Annotated in this window: 23 protein-coding genes; 1 reads left to right on the top strand and 22 read right to left on the bottom strand. The window is 39.1% G+C overall.

Annotated elements, in window-relative coordinates:
• Positions 1-11: 11 nt before the first annotated feature.
• The 11 genes from lapB to HWV01_RS09290 all read right to left on the bottom strand — a co-directional run bounded on the left by lapB (position 12) and on the right by HWV01_RS09290 (position 11,093).
• On the bottom strand, positions 12-1,181 hold the full coding sequence (gene lapB / locus HWV01_RS09340; protein ID WP_211675109.1) for a lipopolysaccharide assembly protein LapB: 1,170 nt from the start codon (positions 1,179-1,181) through the stop codon (positions 12-14).
• Positions 1,182-1,189: 8 nt separating this feature from the next.
• Positions 1,190-1,477, bottom strand: coding sequence for a lipopolysaccharide assembly protein LapA domain-containing protein (locus HWV01_RS09335; protein ID WP_211675108.1), 288 nt, complete (start codon positions 1,475-1,477; stop codon positions 1,190-1,192).
• Between the two features lie 161 nt (positions 1,478-1,638).
• Positions 1,639-1,923 (bottom strand): integration host factor subunit beta, encoded by a 285-nt coding sequence (ihfB, locus tag HWV01_RS09330; protein WP_006034591.1) that lies wholly within the window; start codon positions 1,921-1,923, stop codon positions 1,639-1,641.
• A gap of 68 nt (positions 1,924-1,991) precedes the next feature.
• Complete coding sequence (gene rpsA / locus HWV01_RS09325; protein ID WP_045110730.1) at positions 1,992-3,659, bottom strand: 30S ribosomal protein S1; 1,668 nt, start codon at positions 3,657-3,659, stop codon at positions 1,992-1,994.
• 122 nt (positions 3,660-3,781) lie between these two features.
• A complete protein-coding gene (gene cmk, locus HWV01_RS09320) occupies positions 3,782-4,456 on the bottom strand; it encodes a (d)CMP kinase (RefSeq protein WP_211675107.1) in 675 nt (224 codons plus the stop codon).
• A gap of 196 nt (positions 4,457-4,652) precedes the next feature.
• Positions 4,653-5,936 (bottom strand): 3-phosphoshikimate 1-carboxyvinyltransferase, encoded by a 1,284-nt coding sequence (aroA, locus tag HWV01_RS09315; RefSeq protein WP_211675106.1) that lies wholly within the window; start codon positions 5,934-5,936, stop codon positions 4,653-4,655.
• A gap of 55 nt (positions 5,937-5,991) precedes the next feature.
• Positions 5,992-7,104, bottom strand: coding sequence for a histidinol-phosphate transaminase (gene hisC, locus HWV01_RS09310; RefSeq protein WP_211675105.1), 1,113 nt, complete (start codon positions 7,102-7,104; stop codon positions 5,992-5,994).
• A gap of 138 nt (positions 7,105-7,242) precedes the next feature.
• Complete coding sequence (serC, locus tag HWV01_RS09305; RefSeq protein ID WP_211675104.1) at positions 7,243-8,334, bottom strand: 3-phosphoserine/phosphohydroxythreonine transaminase; 1,092 nt, start codon at positions 8,332-8,334, stop codon at positions 7,243-7,245.
• Positions 8,335-8,428: 94 nt separating this feature from the next.
• The gene (locus HWV01_RS09300; RefSeq protein WP_045110735.1) at positions 8,429-8,707 is read right to left on the bottom strand and encodes a hypothetical protein; all 279 of its coding nucleotides are present in this window, start codon (positions 8,705-8,707) and stop codon (positions 8,429-8,431) included.
• A 76-nt stretch (positions 8,708-8,783) separates the two neighbouring features.
• Entirely contained in the window at positions 8,784-10,190 is a 1,407-nt protein-coding gene (locus HWV01_RS09295) for an NAD(P)H-hydrate dehydratase (protein WP_211675103.1), read from the bottom strand.
• A gap of 45 nt (positions 10,191-10,235) precedes the next feature.
• Positions 10,236-11,093 (bottom strand): DMT family transporter, encoded by an 858-nt coding sequence (locus HWV01_RS09290; protein WP_249185502.1) that lies wholly within the window; start codon positions 11,091-11,093, stop codon positions 10,236-10,238.
• 212 nt (positions 11,094-11,305) lie between these two features.
• On the opposite strand from HWV01_RS09290, the gene HWV01_RS09285 reads away from it, so the two are divergent.
• The gene (locus HWV01_RS09285) at positions 11,306-11,797 is read left to right on the top strand and encodes a peptidylprolyl isomerase (protein WP_211675101.1); all 492 of its coding nucleotides are present in this window, start codon (positions 11,306-11,308) and stop codon (positions 11,795-11,797) included.
• Between the two features lie 38 nt (positions 11,798-11,835).
• On the opposite strand, the gene HWV01_RS09280 is transcribed toward HWV01_RS09285, so the two are convergent.
• The 11 genes from HWV01_RS09280 to HWV01_RS09230 all read right to left on the bottom strand — a co-directional run bounded on the left by HWV01_RS09280 (position 11,836) and on the right by HWV01_RS09230 (position 18,097).
• Positions 11,836-12,087, bottom strand: coding sequence for a DUF1272 domain-containing protein (locus tag HWV01_RS09280; protein WP_211675100.1), 252 nt, complete (start codon positions 12,085-12,087; stop codon positions 11,836-11,838).
• Between the two features lie 22 nt (positions 12,088-12,109).
• Positions 12,110-12,592 carry an HAD family hydrolase gene (locus HWV01_RS09275; protein ID WP_249185501.1) on the bottom strand — a complete coding sequence of 161 codons (483 nt, stop codon included), beginning with the start codon at positions 12,590-12,592 and terminating at the stop codon, positions 12,110-12,112.
• Between the two features lie 53 nt (positions 12,593-12,645).
• Positions 12,646-13,290 (bottom strand): class I SAM-dependent methyltransferase, encoded by a 645-nt coding sequence (locus tag HWV01_RS09270; RefSeq protein ID WP_211675099.1) that lies wholly within the window; start codon positions 13,288-13,290, stop codon positions 12,646-12,648.
• Positions 13,291-13,321: 31 nt separating this feature from the next.
• Positions 13,322-13,918: a class I SAM-dependent methyltransferase gene (locus tag HWV01_RS09265; RefSeq protein ID WP_211675098.1), complete on the bottom strand. Its 597-nt coding sequence runs from the start codon at positions 13,916-13,918 to the stop codon at positions 13,322-13,324.
• A 161-nt stretch (positions 13,919-14,079) separates the two neighbouring features.
• On the bottom strand, positions 14,080-14,706 hold the full coding sequence (locus tag HWV01_RS09260) for a LysE family translocator (RefSeq protein ID WP_211675097.1): 627 nt from the start codon (positions 14,704-14,706) through the stop codon (positions 14,080-14,082).
• An 85-nt stretch (positions 14,707-14,791) separates the two neighbouring features.
• Positions 14,792-15,220 (bottom strand): SRPBCC family protein, encoded by a 429-nt coding sequence (locus tag HWV01_RS09255; protein ID WP_211675096.1) that lies wholly within the window; start codon positions 15,218-15,220, stop codon positions 14,792-14,794.
• A gap of 14 nt (positions 15,221-15,234) precedes the next feature.
• On the bottom strand, positions 15,235-15,711 hold the full coding sequence (locus tag HWV01_RS09250; RefSeq protein WP_211675095.1) for an OsmC family protein: 477 nt from the start codon (positions 15,709-15,711) through the stop codon (positions 15,235-15,237).
• Positions 15,712-15,775: 64 nt separating this feature from the next.
• Entirely contained in the window at positions 15,776-16,576 is an 801-nt protein-coding gene (locus HWV01_RS09245) for a PhzF family phenazine biosynthesis protein (RefSeq protein ID WP_249185500.1), read from the bottom strand.
• A gap of 29 nt (positions 16,577-16,605) precedes the next feature.
• Positions 16,606-17,019, bottom strand: coding sequence for a GFA family protein (locus HWV01_RS09240; RefSeq protein WP_211675094.1), 414 nt, complete (start codon positions 17,017-17,019; stop codon positions 16,606-16,608).
• 40 nt (positions 17,020-17,059) lie between these two features.
• Complete coding sequence (locus HWV01_RS09235; RefSeq protein WP_249185499.1) at positions 17,060-17,554, bottom strand: GNAT family N-acetyltransferase; 495 nt, start codon at positions 17,552-17,554, stop codon at positions 17,060-17,062.
• Between the two features lie 39 nt (positions 17,555-17,593).
• On the bottom strand, positions 17,594-18,097 hold the full coding sequence (locus tag HWV01_RS09230) for a flavodoxin family protein (protein WP_211675093.1): 504 nt from the start codon (positions 18,095-18,097) through the stop codon (positions 17,594-17,596).
• Positions 18,098-18,166: the final 69 nt, after the last annotated feature.

The raw sequence follows: 18,166 nt of genomic DNA, 5'->3' as shown, positions 1-18,166 counted from the left end.
TTCTATATATACTATTCGCCATCTAAGCCTCGAATAGGTTTCACACTGCCCCAACGCTTACACGATGGACAATGCCAGTATATTCGTTTAGTACTAAAGCCACATTGGCTACATCGATAAATCGGCTTCAACTTAAGCTGTTCACCAACAAGATTACGTAACATAGCTAAGCTTTCTTTTGCCTTACCTTCTTCTGCAGCTTGTTCTTGATACTGCATTAGATGATAAAAGCCTTTCATTGTCGGCGTGCGAACAATTTGATTTAACATCAGCTTTTCAGCTGGCTCTAACCCCACACTGCTCACTGTAAAATCAGCTAATGCAATCGCAACACTAATACCCGCTTTATTATTTTGGGCGTCATTAAGAAAGTGAATAAAACCATCTTCATTATTAATTTCAGTGTAACAATCTTTTAGTTTTTGTAAGATCTCGGTGACAAAATCAATGTCCTGAGTCATTACATGCTCAAGCCAGACAATGGCCTTTTTATAATCGTCTTGCTCAATGTAAAAATCTGCCAGCATGATACTCGCTCTGACACATTGCTTATCATACTGTAAGGCTTTTTTAAGACTCGCCAAACGTTTTTTAGGCTCATTTACTAATGATGCAGAGGCTGCTAGCGCACAATGAAAATGTGCCACTTTACGTTCAACTTTCGTATCGCCCATTTTCTTTAATCTAATTCCAATCGCAATGGCTTGCTCCCACTCCTTGGTCTGTTCATAAATAATAATAAGTTGTGATAGAGCGGTTTGACGGTGATCAGGTTCATCAATCAATTTCAAAAATAATTCTTCAGCGCGATCAACCAAACCCGCAGCAAGATAGTCACGCGCAAGTTGTAATAATGCAAGGTTACGCTGTTCATGCGTTAATGAAGGCCGTGCAATTAAATTTTGGTGGATCTTAATTGCACGTTGTACTTCACCACGTTGGCGGAATAAATTACCGAGCGCCAAATGCGTATCGATCGTTTCACTATCAACATCAAGTAAATCAATAAATAAATCCACCGCTTTATCAGGTTGGTCTGATAATAAAAAGTTAAGCCCCGTCACATACTCTCTAGACATAGTATGTTGCTTATCTTGTTGTAAATAGCGGCCATTTCTTCTACCCATATACCAGCCATACGCGGCGGCAACAGGAAGTAAAAGAAATAAAAGTTCAAACATACAGTAAATTAACCTTTAATATCAGCAGCACGTAATCGTTCAAGCTCTGTAACTTGACGTTTTGATTTACGTTTTAATTTCGACAGTGATAATTTTAATTTCATTAACAACAGCCCCATACACACACCAGCCACAACTAAACCAGAAACGAATGCACCAACAAGCAGAGAAGATAATTTAAATGAATCTAGCGCAATTAGGTAATTAAAATCAACTAACTGATCGTTGCTCGAAGCAAATGCTGCAGCAAGCGCCAGTGTACAAGCGATAATAATAAAAAAGATAAATGATTTCATCGACGTCCTCTGTGATATAAATAGCAATAAAAGGGATTATCGCCAATTAATGGGCCAAGTGCTAGTAATATATGGTGTAATCCATAAACTATGGGTCAGTGTGAAAAAAAAGCAAAAAAAAACGACACACCAAAGTATGTCGTTTTTGCAAGTATCAACGGCTATAAAGAAGCGTTAACACGATCTCGAAGTTCTTTACCAGGTTTGAAATGAGGTACATATTTTCCCTCTAATTCAACCTTTTCACCTGATTTAGGATTACGCCCAATTCGAGGTTCACGGTAATGTAGAGAAAAACTTCCAAAACCCCGAATTTCAATTCGATCACCAGTTGCTAAAGTATCTACCATCTGATCAAGTATAGCTTTCACAGATAATTCAACATCTTTAGTCGCCAGCTGCGAATTTGCAGTGCAAAGACGTTCGATAAGTTCTGATTTTGTCATATAATCTCCATATAAGAATATTGTCGACATCGTACTAATGAGGGATGAATAAACATCCCTCCGGCTGATTATTCGCCTTTAGCAGCTTTAAATGCTTCTGCCATAGCAGATAGACCAGACTCTTGCGGTTGGCTGTTTACACTAGCCATTGCTTCTTTCTCGTCAGCTTCATCTTTAGCTTTAACTGAAAGACTAATTACGCGGTTTTTACGATCAACACCAACATATTTAGCTTCAAGTGATTCGCCTACAGATAATACTAGGCTTGCATCTTCGATACGGTCACGAGAGATATCGCCAACACGGATGTAACCTTCAACACCTTTAGCTAGTTCAATTGTCGCGCCTTTAGCGTCAACAGAAGAAACTGTACCATTAACAATAGCATTCTTCTTGTTATTCGCTAGGTATTCGTTGAACGGGTCTTCATCAATTTGCTTGATACCTAAAGAAATACGTTCACGCTCTGGGTCTACTTGTAGAACTACAGCTGTGATTTCGTCGCCTTTTTTGTACTCGCGAACTGCTTCTTCACCAGTAGCATCCCAAGAGATGTCTGAAAGATGAACTAGACCGTCGATGCCGCCGTCAAGACCGATGAAGATACCGAAATCTGTAATAGATTTGATCTTACCAGTAACTTGCTCGCCTTTGATACGTGAAGTTGAGAAGTTTTCCCAAGGATTAGCAATACATTGCTTAAGACCTAGAGAGATACGACGACGTTCTTCGTCGATATCAAGAACCATAACTTCAACAGAATCGCCAACGTTAACAACTTTAGAAGGGTGGATATTTTTGTTAGTCCAATCCATTTCTGAAACGTGAACTAGACCTTCAACGCCTTCTTCGATTTCAACGAAACAACCGTAGTCAGTTAGGTTCGTAACTTTACCCGTAAGCTTAGTGCTTTCAGGGTAACGTTTCGCGATAGCTACCCATGGATCTTCACCTAGCTGTTTAAGGCCTAGAGATACACGTGTACGTTCACGATCGAATTTAAGAACTTTAACATTGATTTCGTCACCAACATTAACGATTTCACTTGGGTGCTTAACGCGTTTCCAAGCCATATCAGTAATGTGAAGAAGACCATCAACACCACCAAGATCAACGAATGCGCCATAGTCCGTAAGGTTCTTAACGATACCTTTAACTTCTTGACCTTCTTGAAGGTTAGCAAGAAGTTCTTCACGTTCTGCACTGTTTTCAGTTTCGATAACTGCGCGACGAGAAACAACTACGTTGTTACGTTTTTGGTCAAGTTTGATTACTTTGAACTCTAACTCTTTGCCTTCAAGGTGAGTAGTGTCACGTACAGGACGAACGTCTACTAGAGAACCTGGTAAGAATGCGCGAATTGTGTTCACTTCAACCGTGAAACCACCTTTAACTTTACCGTTGATAACACCGATAACAGTTTCTTGATCTTCGTATGCTTTTTCAAGCTGAATCCAAGACTCATGACGTTTAGCTTTTTCACGAGAAAGTTGAGTTTCACCGAAACCGTCTTCAATTGATTCTAGTGCTACATCAACTTCTTGACCAACTTCAACTTCAAGTTCGCCAGCAGCGTTCTTGAATTCTTCAGCAGGAATAGAAGATTCTGATTTAAGACCAGCGTCAACTAAAACGTAACCGTTTTCGATTGCAACAACAGTTGCTTTGATGATGCTACCAGGAGCAGCAAGTTCTTGTAGTGACTCTTCAAAGAGTAAAGCGAAAGATTCATTCATAATGAGTTATTTGTACTTATAAAACGTTCACATAAGCAATCCGGCTAATGTGGGTTGTTAATCAAAAGTCATCATCATCCTTGATGCTTGACCGCTAAATAATCGATAGAATACCGACTACTTTAAATTTTACCTTCTGCAAAAGCCAACACACTAGCAAGTACGTCTTCGATCAACATAGATGTCGAATCGATAACAAGTGCATCGTCTGCAGGCTTTAGTGGAGCGACCAATCGGTTGCGATCTTGATGATCACGTTTCTCGATCTCCTCCAGAAGGGCTGGCATGTTAACATCGAAGCCTTTGTCTTGCAACTGATTAAACCGGCGAATGGCTCTTTCTTCAGCAGAAGCATCTAAAAATATTTTCACACTGGCATCAGTGAAGACAACAGTACCCATATCACGGCCGTCGGCAATTAAGCCAGGCGCAACACGGAAGTCACGTTGACGTTGTAACAACGCTGCACGAACTGCCGGATATACCGCTGTACGAGAGGCTGCAAAACCCGCTTCTTCTGTACGAATTTCACGTGATACATTCTCGCCTTCAAGGATCACTTGCAAGCCATCATCCGTTGGGACAAAACGTACGTCTAAGTTTGCAGCTAATGCAGTGAGTGCTTCTTCGTTATCTAAATTCACGTTATGGTGCATCGCAGCTAAGGCTAATACACGATAAATAGCGCCACTGTCTAGTATATGCCAACCTAGCTTAGCCGCAAGTAATTGGCATAAAGTACCTTTACCAGAGCCACTCGGCCCGTCAACTGTAATAATTGGTGCTACTGCTGTCATAAATTCTCCAAACTCGATATTTAACATACAACTTTAAACAGTGCTGTATGGATCTGGCCGCGATTATAACGGATCTTCATGAAAATAGTATGAAATAATAACCGCAAATAAAAAATAGCGAGGCATCACCTTATCAGTAATACCTCGCTATTTAAGAACAACGCTAATAACAGCATCAAATAGGGCAACGCTCAATTTAAGCTTGAACTAAACCTGTAAATTGCTCGAAATAATCTGGGAACGTTTTTGATGTACAGCCTGGATCATTAATCGTTACAGGAGTATCACTTAATGCAACTAATGAGAAACACATAGCCATACGGTGATCGTTATAAGTATCAATGGCAGCGTGAATCAATTTCGCAGGAGGGCTGATTTTAATGTAATCATTACCCTCTTCTACTTCTGCACCCACTTTACGTAACTCTGTCGCCATCGCCGCTAAGCGGTCAGTTTCCTTCACTCGCCAATTGTATACATTACGTATAACTGTTGTTCCTTTTGCAAACAATGCGGTTGTCGCAATTGTCATTGCTGCATCAGGAATATGGTTCATATCCATATCAACGGCATTTAATTCGCCAACTTCAGCTTCAATATAACTATCAGCCCAAGTGATTTTACCACCCATTGCTGCAATTACATCTGCAAACTGGATATCACCTTGAATTGATTTTTTACCAATACCCGTTACACGGATCTTACCACCTTTAATTGCCGCTGCAGCAAGGAAATAAGACGCAGAAGAAGCATCACCTTCAACTAAGAAGTCACCCGCAGCTTGATATGTTTGCTTACCTTTAATACTAAACGTCTGATAATTGTCATGACTTACCGTTACACCGAATTGCTGCATGATATGCAATGTAATTTCAATGTAAGGTTTAGAAACAAGCTCACCAAGGATCTCTATCCTTGTATCATTTTCTGCCAGTGGTGCAGCCATTAAAAATGCAGTTAAGAACTGGCTAGATACGCTGCCATCAATCTTAATATTACCACCTTTCAAGCCAGTGCCTTTAATAAGCACTGGTGGATAATCTTCATTTTTCAAATAAGTAACATCTGCGCCAGCTTGACGTAAACTGTCGACTAAGCTGCCAATTGGACGCTCTTCCATACGTGGTTCGCCAGTCAATTCAAACTCACCTTCGCTCAAACATAACGCTGCGCATAATGGACGCATTGCCGTACCTGCGTTACCTAAAAATAACTCAAGTTTTTCTTCTACAGAAAATGCACGACCCAAGCCAGTTACTGTACAAATTGTTTTACATGTAGACAGATCATACTGAACACCTAATTTTGTCAGTGCGTTTAACATATGACGAATATCATCACTGTCTAATAAATTTGTTAAACGCGTTGTGCCTTCAGCCAGCGCAGCAAGCAGCAATGCACGGTTTGAAACACTTTTAGAGCCTGGTAAGTTAATAGTACCTGATACTTTACCAATTGGTTGTAATGTTAATTTTTCCATAAATTTATTCACTTAATTTTTGATTAATACAACGAATAGTCGCTAGCGTTATTTGCTATGCGTCTAACTCAACTAACACTGTCAGTAGCGCCTGCATGAACGTTTTATTTTCCCGTTCAGTACCAATACTTACTCGCAAATGCTTTGTTAAACCATAACCCGCGACAGGACGAACAATTACGCCCTTATGCAATAATGCTTGGTACACAATAGCCGGATCTTGAACAAGTTCCACGGTAATGAAATTACCTTTAGACGGTATATAACCAATACCCTGCTCACTGAAAAATATTTCTAACACAGCTCGTTGTTCATTATTTAACGCCACACTCGCCGTTAAAAAATCATGATCAGACAATGCCGCTTGCGCAGCCGCTAATGCAAAACTATTACAATTAAATGGCTGGCGAACGCGGTTTAAAATATCCGCTATATCCGGATGTGACATGCTATAACCAACACGTAAACCCGCAAGGCCATAGGCTTTAGAGAAAGTACGTGTAATGATTAGGTTTGAAAACTGATTTAACCAAGTAATTGACGGCGCTTGTAGCTCTTTGTCTACGTATTCAAAATACGCTTCATCCAACACAACAATCACATCTTCTGGCACTTTACTTAAAAAATCATACAAGGCTTCTGCGGTTAAAAACGTACCCGTCGGATTATTGGGATTGGCAATAAAGATAAGACGTGTACGTTCGGTAATTGCCGCCAGCATTGCAGGTAAATCATGTCCCCAATCTTTTGCTGGTACAGCCACCCCCCTTGCTCCAATCGCTTGTGTCACTAATGGATAAACCACAAATGCGTGCTGCGCAAAAATAACTTCATGCTCTGGCGTAACAAAGCTGCGAGCGATGAGTTCCAGTACATCATTTGAACCATTACCTAAGGTAAATTGTGCTGGCGCAAGATCGTATTTATCTGCTAGCGCTTGCTTTAGATAGAAGCCATTCGCATCTGGATAACGGGTGATACCCGATAGTTCTTTCTCTAATGCTGCTTTAACTAATTCACCAACACCCAATGGATTCTCATTCGATGCCAATTTAACAATATCTGTTAGCCCTAGTTCACGTTCTAATTCATCAGTCGGTTTTCCCGCTTGATAAGGGTGTAAACCTTGTACCCCTGTATTTGCTAAAGCAAAAAAATCACAACTCATAATAAATCCTTGTAGACGGCACTCTTATTTAGTTGGCACGCTTGTCATCGACATTAATCATGCTCAACACATATTCCATTGCCTTTAAATACGTATTAATTGTTCTATTGCTAAGAACGCTTTCTTATCTATTCGCGATTAGCGCTGTTGACGTTCAAATTTTTCCATAAAGCCAATAAGTGCTTTCACACCTTCGATTGGCATCGCGTTATAAATACTTGCGCGCATACCACCGACAATACGATGGCCTTTTAATGCCATTAAATTCGCATCTTGAGATTGTTGTAAGAACCCCGCATCCAGATCACTTGATGCTAATGTAAACGGCACATTCATTTTTGAGCGGTTACCCGTCGCTACGTTGTTACTGTAGAAATCACTGCTATCAATATAGCCATAAAGTAGCTTAGCTTTTTCTGCGTTAATCTCTTCAATAGCAGACAGACCACCTTGTGCTTTTAACCACTTGAACACAAGTCCTGCTAAATACCAAGAATAGGTCGGCGGCGTATTAAACATCGAGTCATTTTCAGCCATCAGCTTATAGTTAAAGATTGATGGGGTTTCTTGTTTGGCTTTACCGAGCAGATCATCACGTACAATCACTACACCCAAACCTGATGGGCCGATGTTCTTTTGCGCACCCGCATAAACAATACCGAATTTACTAATATCTAATGGTTTAGAAAGGATGTTTGATGACATATCAGCAACAAGCGGAATATCACCTGTGTCAGGGATATCATTAATCTCAATGCCTTCGATAGTTTCATTCGGGCAGTAATGTACATAAGCCGTGTTTTTGCTTGATACTTGCCATTGTGATGCAGGTTTAACTGCAACAATACCGTCGGTACTTGGCATTAGAATATTTGATTCATTAATCTGGCAGTATTTCTTACCTTCAACAACCGCTGATTTTGACCATTGGCCAGTTAATAAATAATCTGCTTCAGTTTTATCACCAAGGATATTCAGGGGCACAGCAGCAAACTGACCGCGACCGCCACCTTGTGAAAAGATAACCTTGTAGTTGTCTGGAATGGCTAATAGATCACGTAAGTCTTGCTCTGCGGCAGAAGCGACAGCCATGTAGTCTTTACTACGATGACTGAGTTCCATTACCGATACGCCGGTGTTATTCCAATTAATAAATTCTTTTTGGGCTTGTTCCATCACTGCATGTGGCAACATTGCGGGACCAGCGCAAAAATTATAAGTCTGACTCATATCCATAATCCTTGTTAACAAAGCAGCTTAAACGTTTTAAACCCTTATTGAATGACTATCTAATGTAAGCCATTAATGTTGTTTTTCAAAGCAATTATTTAATTACCTTTATCGCCTTCTTAGGCAAAGCTGATCTCGCGAAAAAGATAACTATTGTGCCGATAGCCATTGATAACATAGCCAATCCAAACTGAGCGTCACTCCCTATTCCCATTATGAGTAAAAACAGACCGATAACAATAAGTAATGAGCCAGTGAACATCGATACACGAGGATGTGTACTAACAAAATCAGTCTGTTTAGCCGATGCCTTTAAACCTTGATGTTTATGCGAATGCTTTGCTGCTTTACGTTTATGCTTTCTTGTTGACATAACACACTCCAAAATTGACGAATTTAATATGCTATTGATTACTTAAAATAATGATGATTTAAGATAGTCATGGACTTTACAGTCCTTTTACTCCCTCGATGATATCCATTGGTGTTAAAGCGTAATTATTCTTAGTATAGGTTTTTGCTGACATAGCGTGAGCGAGACTTGCCGTAATTGTCGCATTTATGACACTGTACCTTTGCGCTAACAATGCCGAAATCAATCCCGTTAACACATCTCCAGATCCACCTTTACTCAGGATATTACTTCCCAAAGGATTGATGTAAATAATATTATTATAGGTGATAAGCGAGTTCGCGCCTTTTAACAACAGCACAGTTTTGGGATAATTTATAGCAAAGAGTCTTACATACTTGAATCTATTATTTTGCAGCTCTGCTACGGTTATTTCTGCGAGCTTGATTAACTTCAGCAGAGAACAGAACTCTTTAGGGTGTGGCGTCAACACCACATTTTCATGATTTAAAACCGTTAGAATAATCTCGTCATGAAATAAATCTGCATCAACAACTTTTGGAATATCAATATCTAAAATCTGTTCTATTTCCGCTTTTATAAATTGGCCAAGTCCCATACCAATTGCGATCGCAGTGCATTTTTCAGGCAGGGTATGCTGTCGCATAATATGAAACGGTATATTTACATTTTCGTCTGTAATCACAGTGACCAAACCTGCACCAAATGCAAAAGCGGCTTCAGCTGCAATGATCCCCGCCCCTGTTTTATTACCGACAATGACGCTTAAATGCCCAAATGACCCTTTGTGCGAGTTTTGTTTTGTACGTAATGGCAATTGCATATCAAAGGGATCTAAAAGATAGGTATTAGTTGTCGTTTCATAAATACTGCGATGCACACCTAAGTCGCTGACAATAATATCTCCCGTATAATCCTTCGCGACATCACTGTAAAGTTGCGTTTTTAACGCCCCCATAGTGATGGTTATGTTAGCGCAAAAGCCGACGGTGGTTACTTTTCCCTGCTTATTTATTCCTGAAGGAATATCACATGCAATTTTATGCCCTGGCCAAGAATTTATTCGTGTGATCAGACGCTGCGACTCGTTATCCAGATCTCTGTTTAATCCGGAGCCAAAAAGGCAATCGACAATAACATCGGGCGTGTGTTCAAGTGCTAGTTCAGATAAGCTCTCGATGATCTTAACACCTAAAAGCTTGGCTCTTTTATATTGCAATTTTGCCATCGCAGATTTCACATGATACGGCATAAGCATACTGACATCGTATTGAGAGTATAAAAGTCTGGCAAGCGCGATTCCATCAGCACCATTATTTCCTGAACCGCAAACGATAAGTACCTTTTCATTACTTGAAAACTTACCGTGTATATATTGCATCATCGACGCAGCGGCATGCTCCATCAGTAAATCTTCACTTAACCCAAACAGATCAACACATCGCTTATCTAAAGCGTTCACATCATCAAATACCTTTTGCATTCGTTACTCCATTATTGAACGTCTTTAGACAAGTATGCTTTATGATCAGCCTGCTTGCTTGTGTTTTATTGATCTTCGATTAAGGCTACCAAATGCGTTAATTAACGCACCCATAATAATTAAACTGCCTCCAAACCAAGTCCACAGGGAAGGTACTTCACTAAACAATAACCAACCGAATATAATTGAGAAAACAACTTGCACATAAGAATATGCCGTCGCTTTGCTCGCTACTTCTGTTTGCATTGCTTTGGTTAACCCCAGCTGCCCTATTTGAGTGAAAATACCAATAAAAATCAACAATACAAACGCTTCTGTATTGGGCAGAACAAAATCATCACCAAGTAAGATTAATGACAGGGGTAATGCAACAAGTGGAAAATAAAATATAATAACAGAACTATCTTCGGTACTACTAAGACGCTTAACAATCACATAAGCAATCGCACTCCCCAACGCACCCAGCAGTGCAACTGCAACGCTGAATAAAGGTAACTCGGCAGTCCCTGAAAATGTCAGGCTTGGGCTAACAATAAGTAATAGCCCTATGATGCAAAACAGAATGCAGATAATAGTCGAGCGTTGAATACGTTCTTTAAGAAAAATCAAGGCTAGTATTGCCGTAAATACGGGATGTAAATATTGTAGAATAGTGGCCTCAGCTAAAGGTAGAGTCGTTACCGCGAAATAAACACAGATGAGGGCTAGTGAACCAACAGTACCACGCGCCATAAGTAGTTTTTTATTATTGCCCCAAACGGATATGCGTTTACGACGCACGTCCACGTAACTAATAATTAATGAAACAATTGCTCTTGCTGCAACAATTTCAAAAACAGGAATACCATAAGTACTGACTAATTTAACAAAGCTCGTCATAATCGAAAAAGCCAATGCTGACATCAGCATGAACCTTACACTAACAGGAATATTTTTTATAAATTGAGCTGGCATAGGGAGTGATTAACTTCAGATGGTTAGAAAAAATGATCTTATAAAAGAAATTGCTTAAATGAAAGTAGTTTTAAATATTCACGACTACAGTTTAGCGTTATGTTTGCGTATACTGCGCGATTAAATTAATACCAACACTAATACAAAAATGGTGCAACAGAATGATTATTTTTACCACAAACTTAGGTGACATCGAAATTGAACTGAATATGGAGAAAGCGCCAGTCACGTCAAAGAACTTTCTACGCTATTGCAAAGAAGGTTTTTATGAAGGCACTATTTTTCATCGCGTGATTAAAGACTTCATGATCCAAGGTGGTGGTTTTACTGAAAAAATGCAGGAAAAGAAGACTCGCCCAGCCATTGCTAACGAAGCTAATCGAGGCCTTAAAAATGTGATTGGTTCAATCGCAATGGCGCGTACAGATTCACCACACTCTGCGACAGCTCAGTTCTTTATTAACTTAGATGATAATGATTTTCTTGATCATACCGCAACGACAAACGCTGGCTGGGGCTACACGGCATTTGGTACTGTTACCGCGGGAATGGATGTAGTTAACATGATTGCATTTTCAAGAACGACAACAGTAAAAGGTCATGAAGATGTACCGAGCGAAGCTATCATTATTAAGAAAGTAGTTATTAAATAATACATTAGGATGCCATAAATCGTTTATGGCATCCTTTGTTATAAGCTAGAACGGACGCAGCCACCTTGCTTTAATACGCGCGTTGTCGATGCCGGATTATTTTTCAACGCATCTGCAGGTCGTATCGGTCGCGGCACCAAGTTTCCACTGCAATTTGGGCATACATAATTCAATGTATTTTCAGCACACTGTAAACAAAACGTACACTCAAATGTACAAATAAGTGCATCTTGTGCAGACGCAGCTAAATCTTTATTACAGCATTCGCAATTCGGTCTCAGTACTAACATATCAATATCCCTTCCTCATGATTCAAAGATTACATAATTCACTGAGGTGTTTAATTTGTTGATAATGCCCCGTATTTTCTCCACCTGATGCATCAGGGGTATACCAAATCGCATTCAATCCGGCCTCAATGGCAGGCTCTATATCGCGATGTAATATATCACCGACCATGGTAACTTCGCTTGCGTCAACACCAAGCGCTTCTACCACAGCTTGATAATAAGCCGCAGTTCCCTTACCAATACCTAAATTTGATTGGCAAAAAAATTCTAATATGTACCCAGCAAGCCCTACTCGTTCAAATGCAGTTTTAATATCCTCTTCACTTGAGTCCGCAGCACCAGTCGCGACATAAAGTTTACAACCCTGTTGCGACAGTAAAGCTAACGTATCATGTGCACCGTTTATCGCTTCAACATGCTCCCAATTACACATTTTTCCTTTCATATGCGCTGGATTAACCATTAAGGTATCACCCCAATCAAACAGATAAATCTTAGCCATCATACACTCCTTTCCGTTTAATCGTTTTGTGCTTATTCTTTACGATAGAGGGTATATTAAGCTTTACATACAATAACATGCACAAGCTTATCGACACTCTCACCAGTATTACTTAAACCATGTTCAGTAAATTCATGGACACTTTCAATGTTAAAACCCACTTCGCGCAGAAGATTACAAGCACTAGAGTCATCATACAATTCAAAACCATACTTCACAAAAGGAAGATTTTTCATAAACTCTCGGTTTCCGAAAGCAATACAGAAAGTACCGGATGGCTTCAATACTCGTCTAACTTCAGAAAGGTGTTCATAGGGTTTGTCCCAAAAATATAAGGTGTGAACCGTAAACACCTTGTCAAAGTAACCTGCTTCGAAAGGAAGATCCGCTGAGTCACCACACTCAAATTTGGCAATCCCTTTTCTAACCTGAGACTCATTAAGCCTGCTAGCCTCGGCAACGAGCGCTGTTGAAATATCAATTCCCACATAATTAATGCCTTTGGCTTCTTGCAAGATTTCCTGCACGAATGCCCCATTACCGGGTCCAATTTCTAGCACCCTATTGTCATCATTTAATTCTAATAGGTTTATGCATTCTCGATTAAGGTTATAATTTGCCTTATTCATACTAATACCAACTTCAAGCGCTTTATCTCCGCTCGGACATCGAAGTTGAGATGCTAAATGTTCAGGTTCCATATTGAACGTCCTTATAAATCATCAACAAAATTTAAGTCTGCTTTACCGCAATCACTGAAAAAGTATGCCAATGCTTGATTTTTCCTATGGCCGTTTGCCCTTTTTCATCACGCTCATGAAACTCTATAATTTCAAATTCGCCAAACAAATTCAAGATTTGTTGCTTGTTCATCGGGTTTGTTGCACTACGATACCCTGTAGCCCAGCTATCATTTACACCCATAAAGTCGCCAGCAAACACGCCACCTTTGGCTAAGCTAGATGATATTTTTATCCATGTGTTTTGAAAATCGCTAGGTTCGGCAAAATAAAGACTAGAGTGAGCTAAAACCAGACCATTCTTTGGGTAGTCATAGTCCTCAAAACTATCACGTGATATTTCGACCAAAGCATTATCAACAAAACGTTCATGACAAATTGCTAACGCATCTTCATTAATATCAAAACCAGAAACTTGATAGCCTAAATCACTCAGGTAATGAATATCACTTCCTATTCCGCAGCCACAATCTGTTGCTGTTTTATAATTAGATGTGTTTAGCTTCACCGCGGATTCTGTGCTTGGTCTATGTTTACGTATTAACGCCTTTTCGTAATATTGACGCCAAATATCTGCATTTTTTTCCATAAAGTCTTCTTATTTACTCTTGCTCAAGGCCATTATCATGATTAAAAGATCATGACGTGATCGACTAAATATTTAGACCAGTCCATCAAGTTATCCATGATAGGCGTTGCTATCTCCCACAATTCTGCTTCTGACATACTTTCAAACGTCATGTTAAATCCTTATTTTTGTGTCAGAATCATTGAACTGAAATATATCATGGCAGTGCCCGAAAGCCTTTGAACCCAATTTCCCATTCTGGTATTTTTAGCCGATGATTTTATTTTCTCTATTGCTAAGGTTACACCGACAAACCACATGAATATGATGCTTGCATGAATTGAAACTAACGAAAATGCATTCAAATACGAGAAATTGTCGGGTGATATAAATTGAGGAAAAGCTGCCAAGTAAAACATCGATACTTTGGGATTTAGGATTTGAGTGATAAACCCTTCATTAAAATAACCAACTCCGTTCTTCTGAGCATTGATTTTTTTATTCGTTTCGGTATCGCTGCTCTTTGTTTTGTAAGAGCTAATAATTGCCTTTACACCGATATAAAACAGATACCCAGCACCGAGTATTTTAATGATGAAAAACAACTCTGCTGATTGCATCAATAATGCCGAGAAGCCGAAAATAGACAGCGCGCCATGAAAGAAGGTTGCCGTGGTTAACCCGAAAATATTCAAGATGGAAGCTCGCTGTCCCTGTGACGACGCAGTTTTTAAAATTAACACGCCATTTGGGCCTGGTGATACAACTAAAAGTAACGCGATCAAGCTAAAAGCTAATATGTCATTCACTATTATTTACTCCTTTTTAGTGTCTATAAAAATATTCCTTCAAAAACCAGTGCACTTTGTAATATCGGTCTTCTAAGATAGGACGTTAACTAACGTCTTTACAGCCGGACTCAGCTGCAAGTTTCAACCCCCTAAGGGTATGAGGTAAGCCTTTGCTAATTCCAGTTCCGATCAAACGGCCAAATATTGGGGATAACAACCCTGTAAAAGACACCTTATGTAAAACAGCTGTATCTTTACCATTAGGTTCCAGTACATGCTCAAAGGTCATTTTACACAATGGCAAACGGCTAGTTACTGTGAATAATTTATCTTTCACAACTTCCGTGAGTAATATTTTAGATTCAGGACCGTTTATAGGTTTTAATTTACCCATTGCTCCAGCTTCAAATAGTCCATCGATAGATGCACTTTTAACATCAGGATCCCATGATGACCAAGCGTCCACATTTTCATAAATCGCGAATATATTTGCAGCCGATGCATTAATACTTATTCTATGTTCAAATTCCATTCTGATTCCACTTGTTAATTTTTAGCTGTAATAATCTCTGTCACAATTTCAGTTTTGACCGAATTGGCGATGAAGCACTGTTGATGCGATTGATGATGCATTTTTTCAAGTTGCGCTATCGTCGGTTTTTTATCTCCCGAAAACTCAACATAAGGTCGAAGTGTTACCTTTGTCATTGAAATATTACCGTCACTGTCTTTTCCCATTATTCCAACAGCATCATCTATATATGAATCGACTACATACTTTCGTTTAGCTGCGATAGATAAAAAGAACAACATATGACAGCTAGAAAGGGATGCAACAAACGCCTCTTCAGGGTCTACATTTGCTTCGACAGAATAAGGTAAAGGTACAACGTGAGGTGAAGATGAGGCTTGAACAACTACGCCACCATCAAAGATCCATTCATGCCCTCGGCTGTATTTGTTATCAACATAACTTTCATTGCTATCTCTAACCCAATTGATTTTGGCAAAATACTCTGACATTTTAACTCCCTGTAAATAGTCCTATACAACTTCCCGTTGGATCCAATAATACATCACAACACAGTTATTCATTTTTTAGTTCGTCGATAAAATTAACAACTTGCGTAAGTAAAACATTCACCGTCAATTCAATGCTATCACTTTGGCTCTGACTAACATGGAAAAAACCACCTCGGATTGATAACTGTCTTACCTCGAGTTCTTTTACAGATAACTTATTTAACCAATATGGCGCTAATGAACATTGAGCTGACCCCGTGGCAATATCTTCATTAATCCCGATTTTAGGAGGAAAATACCTAAGTACATAACCACCAGCTCCTTTTTGAGCCGTTATGATTACGGCATGGTACTCACTGATACTTTTTATAACATCAAAGTCTGGTTCGAAGTCACGAACTTGCTCTTCACTATCTAGCACTAAAACCAAATCCCTTGTGCTAAATACATCAATAGCTTCCAAACCAAGTAATTTACTGTATTTTTTCAATTCGGGATTATGTTCTGACTGCCAGCTTGGCATAGTCATCGTATAACCATAAGTATATTTCTTGACTGAAATCACACCGTGCTTACTAATAAACTGGATATCAAGATCATGGTCAGGATCCATTTCGAAAATAGCTGCGGCAGCGGCTAAACTACCATGTCCACATAGATTAATTTCGACACAACTCGCAAACCAACGGATTTCATAACTGTGTTCGATATAAACAATAAATGAAGTAATAGGTTGACCCAAGTTACGCGAAATAGTTTGTAACTCATGCTCTGGTAACCACGAAGTGAGTTTTACAACAGCTGCAGGATTACCCGTTGCGTTGTCACCAGTAAATACATTCAGTATATGTGCGTCGATAATCAATTCCTCCAATACATTAATGCCCAGTTAAATTATAAATCAGATACAAGCTTCCGATCAGCTGGATGGTTAACCCCATCATTAGTGACTATATCCTCGATATCAAAAGGATTAACGCCCTCGAGGCAACCAATATTGAAACCATACTCACTTGGGTTAGAACGCCGTTGATGATGTGTATAAATACCACAATTAGAACAGAAATAGTGTTTAGCCGTATTGGTATTAAATTGATACAATCGCAGAACCTCAGCACCTTTAATAATACGAATACCACTAAGATCGACAGACCCAACAATTGCACCTTTCCGACGACAAATAGAACAGTCACAACGCCTAGGTTTTTCAATGCCATTAGGTAACGACAATTCAAGCTCAACAGAACCACAATGACAGGTTAATTTATGCTTAGGCTGAATCTTAGCCTTCCCTACTTGCTTCAACATATTTAGAACTTCCCTATAAAAATTGATACTGATGACTTTATTAACAGGCTATTTCAAATCGAATGAAGAACATTAATAAATCGGTGTCTATATCTTTAGACAATGTGTAATCTTGCCCGACAATATTTGATACTGACGACTTCCAAAAATGAAGCGCATCAACATTCTCAAGTAACACTCTAATCTGCCATTTCCCTGGGAATGACTGGGTGACTAACTCAAAAGCCTTCTTTCCGATACCTTTGCCTTTGAACGTTCGTAAAACAAAAAACTGTTCGATATCGTTAATAGATAAATCTAAAGGGTATTTACGAAACAACACAAAACCGGCTAATTCCGAACCAACATAAATAAAATAAGGAACGTGATCATCCTTGTCCCAATAAGCATCAAATTGTGATTTATTAAAACCGAATTGACCATTTTCATGCAGAGACAACGCCAAAAAATAAGACATATCATAAACGTAATAATGAAATAAATTTTCTAATATGTTTCGATGCTCTTTATCAATTTTAACTAATGAAACGTCCATACTCCTCCCCCTATTAGTTAACAGTCAAACAACAACGCATTACGCAATATTTAATCCAATATGATTTAATAACTTATCAGAATGCTCTTGTTCAATAAAGTCATCTTCACACGAGCAGTAAAGCATTTTTTGATAAGCCATACCGAGATATGCAGCGGATAATTTAAAAGGCTGCTCAAAACATTCTGGTGGTTGTTCATCTACGCCAGTGGCTAATACAGAACATCTTTTCCCTTTCAATCCTCGACCTAATTCTTTTTCTATTGTTAACAGGTCGGATAGCCGGTCAAAAAACACTTTCATTTGACCGCTCATTGAATACCAATACATAGGAGTCGCAAAGATCAGATGCTCATAATCCAGAAGCTGCTTAGCTAAAACCAAAAAGTCATCGTGTTTATTATTGTGGTCATAATCAAAAGTAGAGATAGAAAAGTCTGTTAAATTAAATACATCAGCTGACTTATGCTGTTGATACAAGTTGACTAACTTGTGAGTATTTCCATTAGATCTAGATGTCCCTAATACAATTGCCGTTTTCATAAACTCTCCATGTTATATACATGATGAAACACCAACGGTTCTCATTGGCCCCTCCTGTAACACTTGTAT

Origin of the sequence: Moritella sp. 5, assembly GCF_018219455.1 — a bacterium.
Taxonomy (GTDB): domain Bacteria; phylum Pseudomonadota; class Gammaproteobacteria; order Enterobacterales; family Moritellaceae; genus Moritella.
The sequence above is the reverse complement of the archived record's forward strand: the minus strand, read 5'-3'. Positions and strand labels throughout refer to the sequence as shown.

What these genes read in the sequence shown, in the direction of transcription:
- lapB (WP_211675109.1), bottom strand. Translation starts at nt 1,181, where the DNA reads ATGTTTGAACTTTTATTTCTTTTACTTCCTGTTGCCGCCGCGTATGGC.
- HWV01_RS09335 (WP_211675108.1), bottom strand. Translation starts at nt 1,477, where the DNA reads ATGAAATCATTTATCTTTTTTATTATTATCGCTTGTACACTGGCGCTT.
- ihfB (WP_006034591.1), bottom strand. Translation starts at nt 1,923, where the DNA reads ATGACAAAATCAGAACTTATCGAACGTCTTTGCACTGCAAATTCGCAG.
- rpsA (WP_045110730.1), bottom strand. Translation starts at nt 3,659, where the DNA reads ATGAATGAATCTTTCGCTTTACTCTTTGAAGAGTCACTACAAGAACTT.
- cmk (WP_211675107.1), bottom strand. Translation starts at nt 4,456, where the DNA reads ATGACAGCAGTAGCACCAATTATTACAGTTGACGGGCCGAGTGGCTCT.
- aroA (WP_211675106.1), bottom strand. Translation starts at nt 5,936, where the DNA reads ATGGAAAAATTAACATTACAACCAATTGGTAAAGTATCAGGTACTATT.
- hisC (WP_211675105.1), bottom strand. Translation starts at nt 7,104, where the DNA reads ATGAGTTGTGATTTTTTTGCTTTAGCAAATACAGGGGTACAAGGTTTA.
- serC (WP_211675104.1), bottom strand. Translation starts at nt 8,334, where the DNA reads ATGAGTCAGACTTATAATTTTTGCGCTGGTCCCGCAATGTTGCCACAT.
- HWV01_RS09300 (WP_045110735.1), bottom strand. Translation starts at nt 8,707, where the DNA reads ATGTCAACAAGAAAGCATAAACGTAAAGCAGCAAAGCATTCGCATAAA.
- HWV01_RS09295 (WP_211675103.1), bottom strand. Translation starts at nt 10,190, where the DNA reads ATGCAAAAGGTATTTGATGATGTGAACGCTTTAGATAAGCGATGTGTT.
- HWV01_RS09290 (WP_249185502.1), bottom strand. Translation starts at nt 11,093, where the DNA reads ATGTCAGCATTGGCTTTTTCGATTATGACGAGCTTTGTTAAATTAGTC.
- HWV01_RS09285 (WP_211675101.1), top strand. Translation starts at nt 11,306, where the DNA reads ATGATTATTTTTACCACAAACTTAGGTGACATCGAAATTGAACTGAAT.
- HWV01_RS09280 (WP_211675100.1), bottom strand. Translation starts at nt 12,087, where the DNA reads ATGTTAGTACTGAGACCGAATTGCGAATGCTGTAATAAAGATTTAGCT.
- HWV01_RS09275 (WP_249185501.1), bottom strand. Translation starts at nt 12,592, where the DNA reads ATGATGGCTAAGATTTATCTGTTTGATTGGGGTGATACCTTAATGGTT.
- HWV01_RS09270 (WP_211675099.1), bottom strand. Translation starts at nt 13,290, where the DNA reads ATGGAACCTGAACATTTAGCATCTCAACTTCGATGTCCGAGCGGAGAT.
- HWV01_RS09265 (WP_211675098.1), bottom strand. Translation starts at nt 13,918, where the DNA reads ATGGAAAAAAATGCAGATATTTGGCGTCAATATTACGAAAAGGCGTTA.
- HWV01_RS09255 (WP_211675096.1), bottom strand. Translation starts at nt 15,220, where the DNA reads ATGGAATTTGAACATAGAATAAGTATTAATGCATCGGCTGCAAATATA.
- HWV01_RS09250 (WP_211675095.1), bottom strand. Translation starts at nt 15,711, where the DNA reads ATGTCAGAGTATTTTGCCAAAATCAATTGGGTTAGAGATAGCAATGAA.
- HWV01_RS09240 (WP_211675094.1), bottom strand. Translation starts at nt 17,019, where the DNA reads ATGTTGAAGCAAGTAGGGAAGGCTAAGATTCAGCCTAAGCATAAATTA.
- HWV01_RS09235 (WP_249185499.1), bottom strand. Translation starts at nt 17,554, where the DNA reads ATGGACGTTTCATTAGTTAAAATTGATAAAGAGCATCGAAACATATTA.
- HWV01_RS09230 (WP_211675093.1), bottom strand. Translation starts at nt 18,097, where the DNA reads ATGAAAACGGCAATTGTATTAGGGACATCTAGATCTAATGGAAATACT.